Source organism: Candidatus Paracaedibacter symbiosus (genome assembly GCF_000757605.1).
In the GTDB taxonomy this organism is placed as follows: domain Bacteria; phylum Pseudomonadota; class Alphaproteobacteria; order Paracaedibacterales; family Paracaedibacteraceae; genus Paracaedibacter_A; species Paracaedibacter_A symbiosus.
On sequence record NZ_JQAK01000001.1, the window covers coordinates 279901 to 297542 of the forward strand.

Annotated in this window: 9 protein-coding genes; 3 read left to right on the plus strand and 6 right to left on the minus strand. The window is 41.7% G+C overall.

The window, feature by feature from the left end; all coding sequences use genetic code 11:
• Positions 1–185: 185 nt before the first annotated feature.
• Entirely contained in the window at positions 186–1637 is a 1452-nt protein-coding gene (locus IG80_RS0101370; RefSeq protein WP_032112276.1) for an NADP-dependent isocitrate dehydrogenase, read from the plus strand.
• Positions 1638–1897: 260 nt separating this feature from the next.
• Here the strand turns inward: IG80_RS0101370 and IG80_RS0101375 are convergent, their stop codons facing one another.
• The 4 genes from IG80_RS0101375 to IG80_RS13025 form a co-directional block, all read right to left on the minus strand.
• On the minus strand, positions 1898–2818 hold the full coding sequence (locus tag IG80_RS0101375) for a complex I NDUFA9 subunit family protein (RefSeq protein ID WP_032112277.1): 921 nt from the start codon (positions 2816–2818) through the stop codon (positions 1898–1900).
• A gap of 84 nt (positions 2819–2902) precedes the next feature.
• On the minus strand, positions 2903–5083 hold the full coding sequence (locus IG80_RS0101380; protein WP_052045855.1) for a transglycosylase domain-containing protein: 2181 nt from the start codon (positions 5081–5083) through the stop codon (positions 2903–2905).
• A gap of 54 nt (positions 5084–5137) precedes the next feature.
• Positions 5138–11059: an Ig-like domain-containing alpha-2-macroglobulin family protein gene (locus tag IG80_RS0101385; RefSeq protein WP_052045857.1), complete on the minus strand. Its 5922-nt coding sequence runs from the start codon at positions 11057–11059 to the stop codon at positions 5138–5140.
• Between the two features lie 507 nt (positions 11060–11566).
• A complete protein-coding gene (locus IG80_RS13025; protein ID WP_156961990.1) occupies positions 11567–13228 on the minus strand; it encodes a DEAD/DEAH box helicase in 1662 nt (553 codons plus the stop codon).
• Between the two features lie 574 nt (positions 13229–13802).
• Between IG80_RS13025 and IG80_RS0101395 the strand changes: the two genes are divergently transcribed.
• Positions 13803–15029: an MFS transporter gene (locus IG80_RS0101395; protein ID WP_032112278.1), complete on the plus strand. Its 1227-nt coding sequence runs from the start codon at positions 13803–13805 to the stop codon at positions 15027–15029.
• A gap of 22 nt (positions 15030–15051) precedes the next feature.
• On the opposite strand, the gene IG80_RS0101400 is transcribed toward IG80_RS0101395, so the two are convergent.
• Complete coding sequence (locus IG80_RS0101400; RefSeq protein WP_052045860.1) at positions 15052–16062, minus strand: AAA family ATPase; 1011 nt, start codon at positions 16060–16062, stop codon at positions 15052–15054.
• Positions 16063–16194: 132 nt separating this feature from the next.
• Between IG80_RS0101400 and IG80_RS0101405 the strand changes: the two genes are divergently transcribed.
• Positions 16195–16647, plus strand: coding sequence for a hypothetical protein (locus IG80_RS0101405; RefSeq protein ID WP_032112279.1), 453 nt, complete (start codon positions 16195–16197; stop codon positions 16645–16647).
• Positions 16648–17085: 438 nt separating this feature from the next.
• Here IG80_RS0101405 and rpsU read toward each other — a convergent pair whose 3' ends face one another.
• Entirely contained in the window at positions 17086–17289 is a 204-nt protein-coding gene (gene rpsU, locus IG80_RS0101410; RefSeq protein ID WP_032112280.1) for a 30S ribosomal protein S21, read from the minus strand.
• Between the last annotated feature and the right edge of the window lie 353 nt (positions 17290–17642).

A 17642-nucleotide genomic window follows, 5' to 3' on the forward strand; every position in this document is an offset into this window, starting at 1 on the left:
TAATGCTTACATTTGGTGATACTACTAATGTAATCTTAGATGATTAATTTTCACTTAATAGAAACTGTACACCAAAAAAATTTACGAATAAAAAACTATTTTAAGTTTATTAAATTTTTCTATTTATGAAGCCCAATTACATCTATACTCATAAGTAATTATAGTTTAGGTAACGGAGTTTTAGAATGTCTCGTAAGCACACTGTATCTTTGATCCCTGGTGATGGTATTGGTCCAGAAGTTACAACAGCAACCCGCAAAATTATTGATGCAACTGGCGTTAAGATTGATTGGGAAATTTGTGAAGCAGGTGCTGAGGTTTTTAAAAAGGGCTTAGGGACAGGCGTTCCAAAAGAAACCGTTGACTCGATTATTAAAAATAAGGTTGCTCTCAAAGGCCCACTTGAAACGCCGATTGGTTTTGGTGAGAAAAGTGCGAACGTCACCTTGCGCAAAATGTTTGATACTTACGGAAATATCCGCCCAATTACTGAATTTCCAGGTGTTCAAACCCCCTATTCCGGTCGCGGTATTGATATTGTGATCGTGCGTGAAAACGTTGAGGATCTTTATGCTGGCATCGAACACATGCAAAGCCCAGGTGTTGCGCAATGTTTAAAGCTGATTTCCCGCAAAGGTTGCGAAAAGATTGTCCGTCTTGCTTTTGAATTTGCCAAATCGGAAGGTCGTAAACTCGTTCATTGCGCAACTAAAGCCAATATTATGAAAGAAACCGAAGGTTTGATGAAGCGCACCTTCGAAGATATTGCTAAAGAATATCCTGATATTGAATCCCATCATATTATTGTTGACAATTGTGCCCATCAACTTGTTAAGAAACCAGAACAATTTAACGTCATTGTGACAACCAATATGAACGGCGATATTTTAAGTGACCTGGGGTCGGCTTTGATTGGGGGGCTTGGATTTGCTCCGGGCGCCAACATCGGCGATAAATTCTCAATTTTTGAAGCAGTTCATGGGTCTGCCCCTAAGTACGCCGGCAAAAACTCTATCAACCCAACAGCTGTTTTGCTTTCAGGTGTCATGATGTTGCGCCATCTGGGTGAATTTGAAGCTGCCAAAATGATCGAAAATGCATTATTAACAACTCTCGCTGTTGATAAAATTTTGACCCGTGATATCTTGGGTGATAAAGGAGCAGCTTCCACTACCGAATTTACTGATGCCATCATCCGCAACCTTGATAAAACATATCCTGGATATAAAGATCGTGACTATCATCCGATTAAACTGCCACACGTTCGCAACGATCAAGATTTCGTCCGCGTGCACAAGCGGGTTGTTAATGGGATCGACCTTTTTATCGAGACAGGTAAGCCTGTTATTCAGTTTGCTAAAGAGCTTGAGGCTGCAGCGGCAAATAGCCAGATGAAATTAAAAATGATTTCTAATCGTGGTGTTAAGGTTTATCCAAGTGAAGGAAATACAGCTTCGGATCTAACTGATTGTTTTAGTTGTCGTTTTGTCTCCAAAGAATCACATCAAGATGTGAAAGATGCAGAAATTATCCAGCTTCTTGAAAAAGTTGAACCACATTTCCGTTGGTCTCATATTGAAAAGTTAAACGAATTTGACGGCGTTGCGGGTTATACAAAATCCCATGGCGAAGATTAGTTCTTAATAAAAATCCCCTGAGATTCTATAAAGATAAGTTTATAGGGTCGAAGGGGATAATACCCTCTCCCTTTTTACAGGGTTTTCAGTCATGAAAGTCCTTATTTTTGATCCACAGATAGTTATGATACGCTAGCTTCTCTCACTCCACATTCAGTAAAAGATGAGTTTGAGAGGCATTTTTAGCCGAAGTAGTTTCGCTCTCAGTACACGTCCATAGAGAAGAGTAAAGGTCGCAGACAGTTACCATAAGGGAATACCTAATCTTTGTGAAATCTCCGCAGATATGTGGGCAGAATTGCTTCAATTGCCTTAGGTTTAATCCCAAAAGCGGCAAACCCTGCTTCTGAATTCATTAGCACATTATCAGATTTTAACAGACGCACTTGATCTACAGTGATAAGTGGATTTGGCAAAAGTTGGGCAGCGAGACCAATTCCATATCCCATCATTCGAGGGATAGGAAGGAGTATTTTAGAGCGGTTAATTGTTTTGAGCAACAACTGTATCAATTGTCTAAGAGTATAAATAGTTGGGCCACCAAGCTCATAAGTTTTTTCGGCAATATCAGAGAAAATCGCTGCTACCACAGCTTCAGCCACATCCCCCACAAAAACGGGTTGAAATTTTGTATGCCCGCCGCTCATAAGCGGCAAAATAGGAGAGAGGGTAGCCATTTCAGCAAAAAGGTTGAAAAAACGGTCTTCCGCACCATAAACTACGCTCGGCCTAAAAATTATAGCATCCTCAAATGCGGCTCTGACTGCAACCTCCCCTTCGGCTTTAGTTCTTGCGTAAACAGAAGACGATTCTTTTTTTGCTCCTAACGCAGAAAAATGAAGGAGTTTTTGGACACCCTCTTGCTCACAGATTTCGGCAATTTTTTGGGCTGCCTCTACGTGAATTGCCTGAAAACTTTGTTTGCCACTTTCATACAAAATTCCGACAAGATTAATGACGCAATCGGAACCTTTGATAATGTTATGTAAACTTGGAGTGTCTCGTACATTGGTGGGAATAAGTTTGATTTGGCCGACAGTTCCCATGGGAAGAAGATGCATGGCTTGATTTATATCGCGGCAGCCAACCTTAATCAACGCCCCTTGCGCGGCCAATCGTTGCACCACATGTCGGCCAATGAATCCTGAACCACCTAATACTGTGACAACTTTATTTTGCATTATTTATACCTAAAACTACCTACGAAACGTCATGGTAAGTATAGCGTTAATTTTCACAAAAATCACTTAAGTTTTTTTACAATCCTATTTTACCAAAAACCCCACCTCTGGCGTTTGATAAATTATTTGATCCCCCTTGTAGATACAGGCTTTAACACGATGTTTTCCTATAATTAATGGCCACAAATAAGTGGCTTGATAGGTCGTAGCCACAAAATTTTCATCAACAATCCATTCAACGCGGTCTCCATCGGAAAGACTTGTTAGTTTAAACTCAAATTTTTGCTTTTCATCGGGCACACGGGGATCAATTGCCATCTTTAAACCCGGTGTGGGTTTGAGAATTTTAACCTCTTCCCCTTCTCTTTTGATTAAAGCATCGCCTATTATATCGTCAGGTAATAAAAGCTCTGAATGCCAAATACACTCTCCCATTTGAGTGCGTTTAATACAGACATCGCGCTGAATAAGATCAGGACTTAATGGAAGACCGCTTGAGTCTTCAGAACGATTGAGGAAGGCAAAAATGCTACGCAGAGTAAGCGCAGGCCCAATAGATCCAGTGATACCATCCATTGGCGTATTATCAAGATTTCCCATCCAAGTCGCGACTACATATTTATGATTATAGCCAACAATCCACGCATCTCGGTAGTCTGAGGATGTGCCTGTTTTCACTGCAGTTTGAATGGGGAGATTCATCACACTGGCATTGCCAAACTCTAAGCGTCGAGCCCAAGGATCCGATAAAATGTCGCCAATAATAGAGGCAACGGCATGGGAAAAAACTTGAACTGGGGGATGATGTTGACCATAATTTAGAAAAAATTTCAGTTCTTGCGTCGCTCCTTTATCGGCCAGAGTTGCATAAGCCCGGGCCAACTCCAACAGGCTGACTTCCCCGTTCCCTAAAGCTAACCCTTCTTCGTAAATATCAGCGCCGCGCTGCAGTTTTGTAAACCCTAGTTTTTTCAATAGATCTAAGAAACAATCCACTCCCACGTATTGAATCGCCTTTACTGCTGGAACATTGAGCGAATTGGCTAACGCCTCTCGTACTGTCACAGGCCCGTAGTGAATATTGCTATAGTTCTTAAACTTATGCATGCCGCAGCCAACCGGACCACTGAGTGGCGCATCGTCAATCATGGTCGTCGAGTTCCATCCTTTTATCAAGGCTAAGGCATAAACGAATGGCTTGAGGGCTGATCCGGGTTGCCGAAGGGCTGTCACGGCATCAATCATGGCTCCTGGGGTCTGGTCTTTTGCAAGACTGGCACCACCTACCACCCAAGCAAGGACCTCACCTGAGGTATGATCCAACACCAACACCGATCCATTGTTTACTTGACGCGGCTTCAAAAATCTCAACCTCTGATCAAGCACACGCTGCGCATAGTCTTGTAAAGGCGCATCAAGGGTTGTGCGAATCGTTTGATTGCGTTGCAGATGCAGATCTGTTTGATGATATTTTTGCAAATAACGCACAAAATGAGTAGCATTGATTGGTGTTTTTGTTTTTTCAAGGGTAAGCGAATGTGTCGTAATTTGCTCTTGCTCGGAAGGTGATAAAATTCCAGCCGTACCAAGCTTTTGGGCAAAGGGTTGAAGTTTTTGTTCCATCCGTGTCACCGATTTTTTTAAATCATAGCTAGAAGGCGCCTTTATCAAAAGTATGAGCGCTAAAATTTCTTGTTTGGTTAAAGTGGAAAGATCGCGATCAAAATAATAACGCGCCGCTTGAATCATGCCATGACGATTAGAAGCAAAGGGAACTTGATTTATATAAAACTCTAAAATATGGTTTTTTGAAACTTTTCGCTCCAGCAAAGTGGCCTCAATCACCTCTAGCCATTTGGACCATATTGTGCGTGGTCGAGCAGTCAAAAGATGCACAACCTGTTCTGTAATGGTACTAGCCCCACGCACAACATGTCTGGCTTTGATATTTTGCCAGAGAGCGCTTACCTTTGCTTGCCAATCAACCCCATGGTGTGAAAAAAAGTTTTTATCTTCCGAAAATATCAAGCTTTGTTGTAAAAAATTAGGAATTTTGTGAAGTGGTTGTTGGTCGTGATGATTCCAACGTTGATGAAAATCCACAAAGAGTGCTTGGCCGTGACGATCCGTAATTCTCAAATTTTGTGCATCTTGTATCACCGCTCGGTACAATTCCTCTACCGGCTGGACATCGTGATAGGTCTTCAAGGCAAAAACGATAAAGGCTACAAGACACAGCCATTTTAATTTAAAATAGATAGACACTTTTTACAGGAGTATTTCATTATAAAATTGGAGGAAAGTCTCCATATTAGTACGTCACTTTGTTTCTTGCAAGGCCGAGGCGTGTGTAGATGCCACACTTATTTTAGTCGATTCAAATCGTCCATAGGTTTCTGGATTATACATTTCTTCGGCTGTTGTCGGTGAGATTCCAAACTCACCATCTGCAATCACTTGGGCAACATAGCTTAAATAATAATTTCCTTTCGGTAGATAATCGGAATAAAAACGGACGGAATCCTGGCGCATTTCCATGAAATAAAAAGCCCAGCGAGTGGCATTAAAATCGACCCAATTTTTTATTTCATACCACCAGGAACCTTCTGCTGGCTTGTCATCTAATTTACGTTGATCCATGATAGATGAGGTCGCCAGATTTTTATTTACCGGCTCAAAACAACCCGGTATGGGATCATTCACCACAACAAACGTACGGTCTGCAGGCGTTATCACATAAAGCCCAACTCTGATTAAATCACCCCGTTTTAGCTTAGTGTCAGGCGCTAACAAAACCCATTTATTATCCTCCAGGCGGCTATAATCACGTCGTACCTCAAGCCCTGCATTTATAGCTTTAAGAGCGTCTAATTTTTGCGCATAGGTTAAAGATGCTGTATAATGTAAACGCCCCTTTCCCTCTTCGGTTAAGGAAATATTTATCTCTTTGCCTGGATCTGTTTCCGCAAAACCAGCCACGATTTCAACCGTGGGATTGGTGAGCCCATCAAATCCTGCTTTACCCATTTCTTTACCGTCTTTTGTAACCTGAACCGTCATTTGCGGCGAGGTTGACTCAAATACTTTACTGTAGGTTGCCAGCGCCCGCCCACAATAAAGATTCTCTTGCGTGTTCTCAAAGTGCGTTTTTCCTTTACGTGCACTCACGATGGTTTTGGCAAGTTTTGCAGCCTTATCCCCAATCAAAGCCTTACCGTTTTCCGTTTGGCTGAAACGCGCAAAAGTTTCCAAAACACTGCAAGTTTCCCGCAGCGGTGTATCCAAAATACGACTCACGGAGGTATTTAAATCTTCCCCCCAAGTGATTTGTGTTGCTGTTTCATTAAAGTGGGATAAAAGTTCATGAATAATTTTATCAGCAATAGCTTCTGCGCCCCTTACATTCATCGCAGCTCTAACAAAACTTGCCTTACCATAAGCATTCATTTTTGTGACCTCGGGCATAAATCTCTCAAGGTCAACTACAACAACTTTACCACGATAAGAAAGAGCTTCCAATGCTATAGCACGGGTGGTTGCAACCATCGATGGTGAGTAATAATCTTCAACAAAATCATTCTTTAATAAGCCTTGTAAGTAATCCACCAAGCGGTCTTCAGTCAAGGTTGGAAGCTCAAAAGTTTGTTGCTTAAGCCAAGCAAACATGACGCCGGTAAAGGCGCTCAAGAATGGATCAACATACTCATCGTGCGCTTTATAATAAGCCATTCCCCCATTAGATGCTTGGAAAGATGCCGCATCTTCTAGAATTTCCTTAACAAAATCAGCATTGTCGGGCCACTCTGCCTCTTTGCCAAGATATCGTTTTAAATCAGGATAGGAGGCCGCAATAACAGCCCGGGAAATTTTTTGCTCCCAGCAACTGTAGGGATAATTTTTCATATAAGTAAAGATACCAGAAATATTACTAATCAGGCTCGGTGAAAGCGCGATTTTCACCCCCCCAATATCGGGATAGATATTGCCTGGCACACTAACCGGGATCTTCACTGAACCTTGATCCATATTGCCAAAAAATGCTTTTGTTTCAATAATCTGTGACTGCTTAACGGGGACGCTATAGGCTAGTTTATCTTGATCCAATTCATCGCCTGCCGTTACAACAAAATCAATTTTACCGCCAGTAAGGCTTTTCACGTTAGCCATATGAATGGGCGTATAAATTGTTGCCCGTTTAAAAGGTTCCACAGTCACAGTTCGATCAAAAGTTTTGGTCCCTTCATTAGCCACAATTTCAATTTTCATATTGCGGGTTTTATCGGTGCGATTCATCACACTAAAACCTGCCTCAAATCGGTCACCTTCGGCAACTTGATTGGGCATCACCGGGCGTATTTCTGTGGGACGATTAACCTTAAATGTTGCCTCACCCGTTCCCATCCGATCCGTTGGTGTCATGGCAATCGCAAAAATGCGCCAGCCTGTCAGGTTGTCAGGTGCCTCAAATTCAATAGTAGCAGTTCCATTATCATCAACGGGTAAAGACGGGTTCCAATAAGTGACAAATTTAAAGACATTGCGCATGCTGAGATCACCCCCTCCATCACCACCTGGGGTGGCCCCTTTTTTGGCGAATTTCATCCGTCCAACCAGTCCATTTAGAAGACTGTAGTTACGCATATCCAAGCCTTCTTCCCGGTAAAAACCAGCATAAGGATCGTAGTATTTTCGGCCCATACTAATTAAATCAAAAACGGAATCATCAACCACTACTACCGCAAGCTCCATAGGTTCTGCCTGATCTCGAGGATGGTTGATGTCTGCCTGTAGCGTCACCTTCACCTTTTCTTGTGGTTTGTAAACGTCTTTATCCGCAGTGGCTGTCACCTTAATTTTTTTATAATCATTTTTGACAGATACTTTGGCGTAACCCATACGGAACGCTGGTTTGGCAAGATCCAATTCCCCTAGCTCCAGAGGTTTGCTATTCACGCGGGGAGACATCACATTCACGCTGACATAAAAGTTAGGAATGTAATCAGGTTTAATCGGAATTTCAATAACAGGTGAGTTGCTATCCAGTGTTTGGACAAAACTATCAATCACCCCAAGTCTTTCAATGGTGATGAGTGCTTTTGCTCCGGGATAAGGATTTTTGACAAGAAATTTCGCTGTATCGCCAACGTCGTACTCATTTTTTTCGGGAATTACAGCAAGGAACCTATCGTTTTCTTCGCCCCACAGAACAAAATCTTCGCCAGTAACATACGCTTCAAGCTCGCACGTGTGAATCCGGCCCTTTTCATCCGCTGTCTTTGCCGTTATTTTATAGGTACCTGCTTGCTTAGGCGTAAAACTATAGGTTGCAGGGGATGCCTCAAGCTTCATTGAGGCTTTTTCCACCGGAAGCCATGTCGTATTCGCATCCGTTTTATAGACATTTCCAGCGCTTTTGACTTTAGCGGCTGTCGTCTCTTTTTGTTCAACCGTAATAGCCACATTTCCAGCAGCAGGATTGCCACTTTTGTCAACGACAGCTACCTGAATTTTCGCAGATTTTTTCGCAGCAAATAACCATTCTTTTTGTCTCAAACCAACAAGGCGATCCCCGCCGATATAGTCCACTGTTTTATTGGCAGCCACTGACTTGCCACGGTCGTCTTTTACTTTGCTTTCGATCAGCAATTTACCATAAAAAACGGGTTGATCTGGCAACTTCTGGGTTAATTCAAACTCCCCTTTACCATCAAGTCGACCAGATTTTCTAACAATCGTTAGGTCTTGATCTCGAGGATTTATCATACCAAAGAAGAAATTTTCCACGGCAGGATTTTTGGAAGCAAATACACCCGCCTGTAACATCACTGCAATTTCTGTATCCGCCTCAGAATAAGCGCCACCTGCATGAAGCTTTGCTGCTATCATCACAGTTAGATTTTGCTGTGGCTGGAATTGCTCTCCATTGGTATCAACGGTTACTTTGAAAGGAGACGGCGTAAATTCGCTCACCAACATCTGCATTGGTGAGAGTTGACATGTTGGTTCTGGCTCAATCTTTTGCCCAGTTTTAGGATCAAATTTATCCTCCACCATGTCATCCATATAGGCTTTCATCTCGAAGGTATACCAGCCAATAGCCGCATTTTTTGCCAAAGCAAACTCGCCGCTTGTCGCTCCGAATTCATTAAAAGCCACATCTTTAATTTCATAGATGGTTTTGTAGGTGGGGTCTTTAACTTCCAAAATATATCTACCATTTGGAGGCGCCACATAGTGATCATGATCTTGATTGCGCACATAAATCTTGTATTGAACTTTGTCGCCAGCCCGGTAAATTCCTTGAGCTGTGGTTCCCCAGCTGGATAGATGGCTATATTTCGCGGATGCATTTGACCAGAATTTTTCTCCTGAGGCACGGTATGTATCAATTTCAAAATTATTCATTACGGGTAATAAGGCCATGTTGTCATCTTTTTCGATACGAACAAATAACCGTGGATCTGTCCAACGCCAGACAAAAGCATACTGACGCTTAGGATCAATTTTTTCACTCCCATCCAGCAAAGCAATACCATTATCATTGGTGAGCCCCGTACTTAAAATATCCTGCGGTTGTCCAAGAGCATCAAACGTTGACGGATAGATTGTCACTTTTGCGCCCTTCACAACCTCACCCGTGGCCATATCTGTGACCCAGACGACGGTATTATAATGACCAATTTTGATTTGGACTTGATAAGGCGTTACTTCAGCAAAGAAAATGCGTGCTTCTTTATCATACTCGTTGTTGGCAACTTCAGGATCCGTTGTAATATTGCCATATATAACACCTGATTTATTGTTCAGCATCTCACGAATTTTAAAGGGAATGGCATACTGAATATTCTTTGCTTCCGGAATTTGGTACGTCTTTGTTTGTTGATCCAGAACATCACTAGTCGTGAGGGATTTATAGCTAAAGGTAGCTGATTTCAAATTATTGACGTAAAGCGGCGCATCGCTATCTACTTGTTTTTCCAAAATCACAGTGCGGCTTGGAAGAACGAAGTTTGGCTTGCGATCATCTAGTTTGATTGTCACAGAAAATGGTGACGCAAGCGGCCGACCAAACTCATCAACAAAGCCAGGATCAGGCGTTTTTCCTATCCGTTTTTGGACGCTTCGATAAAGACGCTGCCACCAAGACTTCTCACCTCCATCAACGGAAAAGGTATAGTCAGTGGCAGCTTTAAGGCCCATGGGAAGCACGACATTATAGTTTCTATCTGACGTAGCTTTATAGCTGAGCCTAGAATAGTTACCCCACTCTCCCCAAACATTAGTATCTTTTTTACCGGCTGTTGGATCTGGTTTAATATCAATATTCTTTTTCGCAATAGAGCGTAAAACGGGTGAAGTGAAAACAAGACTGATCTGTTCTTGCGGATTACAACGCTGATCATCTTTTTGTGGATTCTTTTCGGTAAATAAAATAGGCTCGCTCTGCCGACTTTGATTATTTAAGCGGCAGCTAAAACCAATAAATTTAAAGGTATCAAAGGTCGTAAAGTATATCTTTTTCTCATTTTCACGGCCCTCTTCGCTTCCTTCAATCGCTTTAATGCCAGGTTCAATACGTAATTCATAATGCGTATGTGAATTCAGTTCTTCTACTGGCTCAATCAACCAATTGCGTATTTCTTTTAAATTGGTTTTTTGGTCCTCCTTATCCCTCTCGGGATGATCGGGAGTTGCTTTAACAGCAACACGGCCTTTAGAATTGTCTTTTATAGCAAAATAAAGATGGGCCTCAATGGATTCCCTGGTCACTGGCATATTAAATGATACCCCAATTGCGGGATGCGTCGGTGACTTCCAAGTGCGCAAATCTAATGAAGTTAATGAAGGAAGTTTTGTGGTAAATTCGTGTTTGACTTCTTTTTCTAAGAAAGAACCATCTAAGGCTTTCACTCCTGGCTTAATGATAACCGTGTATTTTTCCGCCTTTTTAAGACAGTTTTCCGCCTGAACATTCAAGACCAGCGTCTTCTCATTAATCCACTGCCATTGTCCCTTCAGCTCGGGGGTAATTGAAACTCCTATCTCTGCTACGGTAGGGATCTGACCCAATTTAGCCATAGGCCGATCAAATTCTATGACAATCTGCCCAGTTTCAGGAATGTTTTCCCCTTCTGGTGTCACACGGACAACTTGGAGGGGCTGTGTGGATTCAGATGCTTCTTCTGCGTGAACACAAAGGCAAAGGCTCACAAAAACAAGAAAAGATTTTATCGACAACATGATATTACATACGTCAAAGAGAGTACTGCTTTCGACATTAGATTATAATGATTAATAATTCTAGGGGGAAATAAAATTGTTAATTTTAAAAGGAGTGACTTTGTAAAATCTTAAAGATTGTTGTGTATGCTAAAAACAGAGGTTCTTCACTCCATATTATAATTGTTATAATTGATGTGTTCCAAAACTTTCGCCAATTATTTAGAACATTCTTAATCAAAAGAAGGATCATCAATGCTTTTAGTAGCTTTAATTTATTTAAGCTCCGCTTAATGCCCAACTCAAAAAAAACTTAGAAAAAGAATTCACTGATCCTATTATTTCTTCTGCTAAAATGAGACGCTTGGAGGCTCCCCAACAAGCTAATAGCAACCTCCATCGGCTCTCAAGTTCTAGAATTAAGGTAGTAGGTTCTGCGCACCTTTCGTGAGATGAGACTATTTTAGCCTTTTCAGCTAAAAATGTCTCATGATCATCTCTGCGTAAATGAGGGGCAAAAGAATCTAATTAAGCGCGATTAAATTTATTTGACCGATTTTCATTACGCGAAACGCCAAAAGGTTTGTCACTACTTCCAGATTCGCTTTTTGATTTACGTCCTTTTGCAGCAAATGGCTTACCAGAGCGTTCTTCTCCAAAACCGCCGGAGCGCTTTTTGTCACCGAAACCACCGGGGGATCGTTCTTCTCCAAAACCGCCGGAGCGCTTTTTGTCACCGAAACCGCCGGAGGATCGTTCTTCTCCAAAACCGCCGGAGCGCTTTTTGTCACCGAAACCACCGGAGGATCGTTCTTTTCCAAAACCGCCGGAGCGCTTTTTGTCACCAAAACTACCGGAGGATCGTTCTTCTCCAAAACCGCCGGAGCGCTTTTTGTCACCGAAACCACCGGAGGATCGTTCTTCTCCAAAACCGCCGGAGCGCTTTTTGTCACCAAAACCACCAGAACGTTCTCTAGACTCTTCCGAACGCCCACGACCAAAGCCTCCGCCGCCAGAAGAACGTCCACGAGCAAAGCCGCCACCACCAGAACGTCCTCTAGAACCTTCAGATCTTTGTTGCTTGTTTGCTGCTTCTAATTTTGCTTTTTCAGGATCCATCATGATTTCAATGGCGCGCCATAGGCGATTGTCTTCCGGACCAATAAGACACAAAGAATTTCCTTGAGCACCCGCACGGCCCGTACGACCGATACGATGGATATAATCTTCTGGGCACTGGGGCAAGTCATAGTTGATCACATGCTTGACGTGGGGAATATCTAGACCGCGTGCCGCAATATCGGTACAAACCAAAACGCGATTTCTGCCGTTACGGAAGTTTCTCACAACAAGTTCCCGTTTACGCTGACGTAAGTCACCATGAAAGGCATCCGCTGTATGGCCTTCATCATACAACTTTTCAGCCAGCTGATCAGCGGAACGCTTTGTTTTAACGAAAATGATTACCGATCCCTCACGGTCATTTAACTGAGTCAAAAGTTCTGGATATTTTTGGCCATGGGAAAGACGAACAACTTCTTGCGTGATATTATCAGAGGCTTTTGTTGTGGCATCCACAGAAATACGTTCGTGATCTGCTAAGTACATATGAGCCAAACGCATAATTGACTTAGGCAAGGTTGCGGAAAACATCATTGTCTGACGTTCTTCTGGCATATATTGCGCAATTTCTTCCAATTGAATGCTAAAACCCATGTCAAGCATGCGGTCAGTTTCATCCAAAACCCAAAATTTTGTATTTTTTAAGGAAAGACTTCTGCGCTTTAAGTGATCGATTGTACGACCCGGCGTTCCAATGATGACACGCGGCGTTGCTCTAAGTTGGTCAAACTGCTTCCTCATTTCTTCGCCACCAATCAACAAGGCTACTTTCAGGCCTAGTTTTTGACCAGCAAGTTTACGAACCGCGTCGCGTACCTGAATTGCAAGTTCACGAGTTGGAACCAAAATCAATGCGCCATCAGTTGGATTGTTGATAAGCTGTTGTAGCATAGGAATAGCATAGGCAATCGTCTTACCCGTGCCAGTTTGTGCAGATGCCAAAACATTGCGTCCAGCCAAGACAAATGGGATTGCTTGTTCCTGAATAGGAGTTGGAGTTGTGATCCCCTCTGATTTTAGTGTTTCGACTAAACCATCATTGAGACCAAAAGAAGAAAAATTCGTCATTAAAAAAACCTCGAAAAGCAATAAAGCTTCACGAGAATGACTCACCCAGCTTTTGTTGCTATTATATTGTGTATATTTGATAATGTGGACTTAAAGGGGAAATATGCTACTTAAGTATTCAAACATTCATAAATTCTAGCCTTGTGCATCATGCTGAACTTGCGTGGCATCTGCTAATTACGAGATCCTGAAATAAAGGCAGGATGATCATAAGGCATAAATTTATCGTTTGAAGGGAAATAGTAAAATCCCAAATTCGACATCATTTATTGTTTCCTTAACAGATATGCGGATTTTTAACGAATAAGTCAACTGCAAAATAGTATTTGACATTTTATTCAAACCAAATTACCTGTAAAGAAGTACGAGTAAACGTTGCATAAACCGTTAATTTTTAGGGTTAATTTGATGTCTAACGTCAATATGTTTTTTTATTTAACTCATCTGCCCACATCTCTCTTTTTCTCCACCTCCGCTAAGCGGAGCATTATTTATAGTTAGTCTATTAAATGCCTCCTTTCTCTGTGATAACCGGGAATCTTAGATTAAAATGCCAAGAGAGAGTAAAGTTAAAATGTCTACATCACGTTCTATTGCTTGGGCGATGTGGTTTATTACCTCTATTTTTTATGCCTATCAATATATTTTAAGGGTTATGCCCAACATTATGATGGCTGATATTCTCCAACAATTCAGCATCGACACCCTCACTTTTGGCCAATTTTCTGGTGTTTATTATGTCGGTTATTCTTTAATGCATTTGCCTATCGGTATTATGCTTGACCGATTTGGCCCTAAAAAAATTCTGCCAATTTGTATTATTATGACCGTTATCGGCTTGTTACCAATCATATTTGCTGAGTACTGGATTTATCCCATTCTTGGACGCGCCCTTATTGGTATGGGATCATCGGCTGCTATTTTAGGAAGCTTTAAAGTCATTCGCCTCACCTTTAACGAAAATCGTTTTACCGGTATGTTAAGTTTGACCACCGCTATCGGTTTGATCGGCGCCATTTATGGTGGTGGTCCTGTCAGCTATCTATGCGCCACCATGGGCTATAAAGCTGTTGTTACCTGCTTTGCCATTATGGGATTGATATTGGCAACTGCGACCTATTTCATTGTTCCCAATATTAAGTCAACGCCTAATACAACAGTTTTAAGCGACATACGGGAAGTTTTCTCCACGCCAAAAGTAATTATTGTTTGCTTGTTAGCCGGCTTGATGGTTGGCCCGTTAGAAGGCTTTGCCGACGTCTGGGGCACAGCTTTTTTAAAGAAAGCCTACGGATGTGATGACACATTTGCCGCCAGCCTCCCTTCTTTAATTTATATTGGGATGTGTTTTGGTTCTCCTTTGTTGAGCTTTGTTGCAGAGAAAAGCAATAGCTATTTCGGCACCATTATTGCCGCAGCTGTAATCATGGCATTGAGCTTTTTTGCTCTTATTTTTAATTATACCACCATCAGCAGCATGGGTGTAATGTTCATTGCAATTGGGGTGTGTAGCGCCTATCAAATCCTCGCCATCTATAAAGCCTCTACTTACGTTAAAGAGCACGTTGTAGGCCTAACAACCGCCGTGGCTAACATGATCATCATGATCTTTGGTTACGCTTTTCACAGTGCTATTGGGGGTATTATCGAAATAATGGGTGGCCCCCACACTCTGGAAGCATTTACTCTCGGCATCAGCGTTGTTCCGGTGACATTAACGATTGGGGCGATTGGATTTATAGCTTTAGTCTTATATGAGCGTCTTACATTTCAGCCATCAGCAGAATTGGTGGGGGCATAAAAAGCTTTCAGGGTAGAGTGAATTAAGTAAATTCCTTCATTAGGTGTGGCGACTCAAAACATAGGAACGCTGCCGTTAATAAAGTTGCAAAGTCAAGATGGGCGTCTTTTGCGTTTTGCAACAACAAGGATAACTTCTCTTGAACTAAAAGCCAATGCGAAGGAATACGGAGATTCGCCAAAGGCAAAAGCGTATCATGTCGTAAGACGAAAGAGTTTTGCTGACTTTTCAGTAAAACCAGCTGACATGAAATCCAGGGAAGAAGGATCAGCATTATTTGTGCTAATGGATCTCCTTTTTCAAAACCCCCAACAAATTGCTGGAGGGATGTCAAACGATTTGCCATAACCGCCTGCAAGACATTTATGACTTCCTCCAAAAGGTCGTTAAGCGCAAATTTTTCAAGCTCTAGGAGCTGACCAATACTTCCATTCGCCAACGCATAAGCTAATGGGTCAGGAACTTTACCTAAAACCTCAGTTAATACCTCTTGGGTGAGGATGTCAAAAGACAGCAAGCAACAACGTGACCTAATTGTTGGTAAAATGCGCCCTACTGAATGACAGACGAGCAGGATTAATACTTGTTTTGGCGGTTCTTCTAAGATTTTCAATAAGGCGTTGGCGGCATTTCGATTCAACTCTTCGATGGCATCAATAATAATCACCCGCCATCCTGGAAATGCGGCCGATTGATGCACAAAATCCGCAATTTTACGGATACCTTCCACAGTAATATCGTTGGCAGGCTTACCGTCTTCATCCAATTCCTTTTCGATAATCAACAAATTGGGATGGGATTTTTGATCAATCAACGTATCGAAAAATTGGTCATTCCCTTGATCTGCTTTTAAAAGGGTACGTGCAGTTTGATAGGCAAACGTTGCTTTGCCAATTCCTTTTTGACCAACAAGCAACCATGCTGGATGTAGCTTGTTTTCGCTGAATTGGCGCTGTAGCAATTGCCATTGCCCCTCGTGACCAAGGAGTTGTTTTTGCAAGCGTGGGGGCAAGGTTGTATCTAGAGGGATCATAGGTTCCTTACAATTCAAATTTCAAGCCGTCACTGCGAGGCGTTTTAACAATATGCTGCATACTAACCAATTATTCAGAAAATATGAATAAGATAAAACTATGATCTATAAAGAAAAAGGTATACACACAAAATGCTTCCCTATCTTCTTTTTTTAGCGACAGCTGCCTCAGCTAGTACGCCCTCACAAACAGCTAAATTCAATTTAACGCGCGAAATTTGCGCTCAACTTGTTGTCAATAACAAACCCGATGATTCTATTAATTATTCATCCGGCATTGATACTAAAGGGAAAAAAGTTGTCCCTGCTGATCTCAATGGCAGTCCAGGCACCAAAAATTTTGGCCTTGGGGATGAGGTCCATATTAATTTACAGGCGTACATGGGTAGATTAGTAAAACCTTTTCCCCGTCCCAAAAAGGGAAACACTGACTATGTAAATCCTTTTATCAATGGGAGTCAAGTTGACATTGGATCCATTGATGTTCACAAGGATGGTAAAATTTGGATTAATGGTGTGCCCGCTTTTGATGAAGATCAGGCTAAAATCGAAGAAGCATGCCGCAAAAAATTTCCCAACTTATAAAGGAATTTAGAGCACAAAAGGAAAGATACTCGCCCTTTATTATTATCTTTATGTGAATGAGGGGCGAGAAAGGCTAGCTTTAATTACAATTATTTTTATGAGATTCGACGAATAGGCTCCCTGCTTCATCGTCCGTGAGTACCTCATTATCCATTAAATATTGTATTAGATCACTAGAAAAACCTCTAGGCATTTCTTTTGCACATTGCTTTAATCCTCTTTTGTTAATCTTCTTATCAATGAAAATTACCTGGGCTCACCTCATATTTATTAACAGAATCCACACATTTCCCGTCCCGGCAAATTAATTTCAAGGAAGGATAAAATAAAGGGGGAGGAAACGAGCTGCAAGAAAGCTGGCAAGCGGTTAAGCTCTGGACAATAAAAAAAGACGACCAACAGGCCGTCTTTTTTAGCGTTTATTAATCGTGGAATAGATTAATACCCTTCACGATCCATGCGCTTGCGCATAAGCTTGCGAAAACGGCGAACTGCTTCGGCTTTTTCACGAGCTTTTTTGATTGAAGGCTTTTCAAAATGACGCCGCAATTTCATCTCACGATAAACTCCTTCACGCTGCATCTTTTTCTTCAGCACGCGTAAAGCTTGGTCGACGTTATTGTCACGAACTACAACTTCCACGAAAAATCAACTCCCTTCTAAAACAAGTAGTTAACCCACAAATCATAAGTATAAACTTAGTATGGACTTATAAAGTATCTAATTTTCTCTGTCATATCAAGTAAATATCCTCATAGATTGGATTAGAGAGGGGAAAGACAGCCTCACATGCAACAATATAACTAGAATTTAACTTGCAAAAATGGCAATATGATACATGATTAATACGAATCCCACCTAAGAAATGTTCTTTTATTAGCAGATATCACAAGATTCACAAAACCTACCAAATTTGGGGTTTATTTTTCTTCGAAACCAGCTGAAATTACATTTAAATGTCGATCACAGATTTTAAGTGATTTTTTAAAGAAAAT

Coding starts and splice junctions, on each gene's coding strand:
- IG80_RS0101370 (WP_032112276.1), top strand. CDS start 186: ATGTCTCGTAAGCACACTGTATCTTTGATCCCTGGTGATGGTATTGGT.
- IG80_RS0101375 (WP_032112277.1), bottom strand. CDS start 2,818: ATGCAAAATAAAGTTGTCACAGTATTAGGTGGTTCAGGATTCATTGGC.
- IG80_RS0101385 (WP_052045857.1), bottom strand. CDS start 11,059: ATGTTGTCGATAAAATCTTTTCTTGTTTTTGTGAGCCTTTGCCTTTGT.
- IG80_RS13025 (WP_156961990.1), bottom strand. CDS start 13,228: ATGACGAATTTTTCTTCTTTTGGTCTCAATGATGGTTTAGTCGAAACA.
- IG80_RS0101395 (WP_032112278.1), top strand. CDS start 13,803: ATGTCTACATCACGTTCTATTGCTTGGGCGATGTGGTTTATTACCTCT.
- IG80_RS0101400 (WP_052045860.1), bottom strand. CDS start 16,062: ATGATCCCTCTAGATACAACCTTGCCCCCACGCTTGCAAAAACAACTC.
- IG80_RS0101405 (WP_032112279.1), top strand. CDS start 16,195: ATGCTTCCCTATCTTCTTTTTTTAGCGACAGCTGCCTCAGCTAGTACG.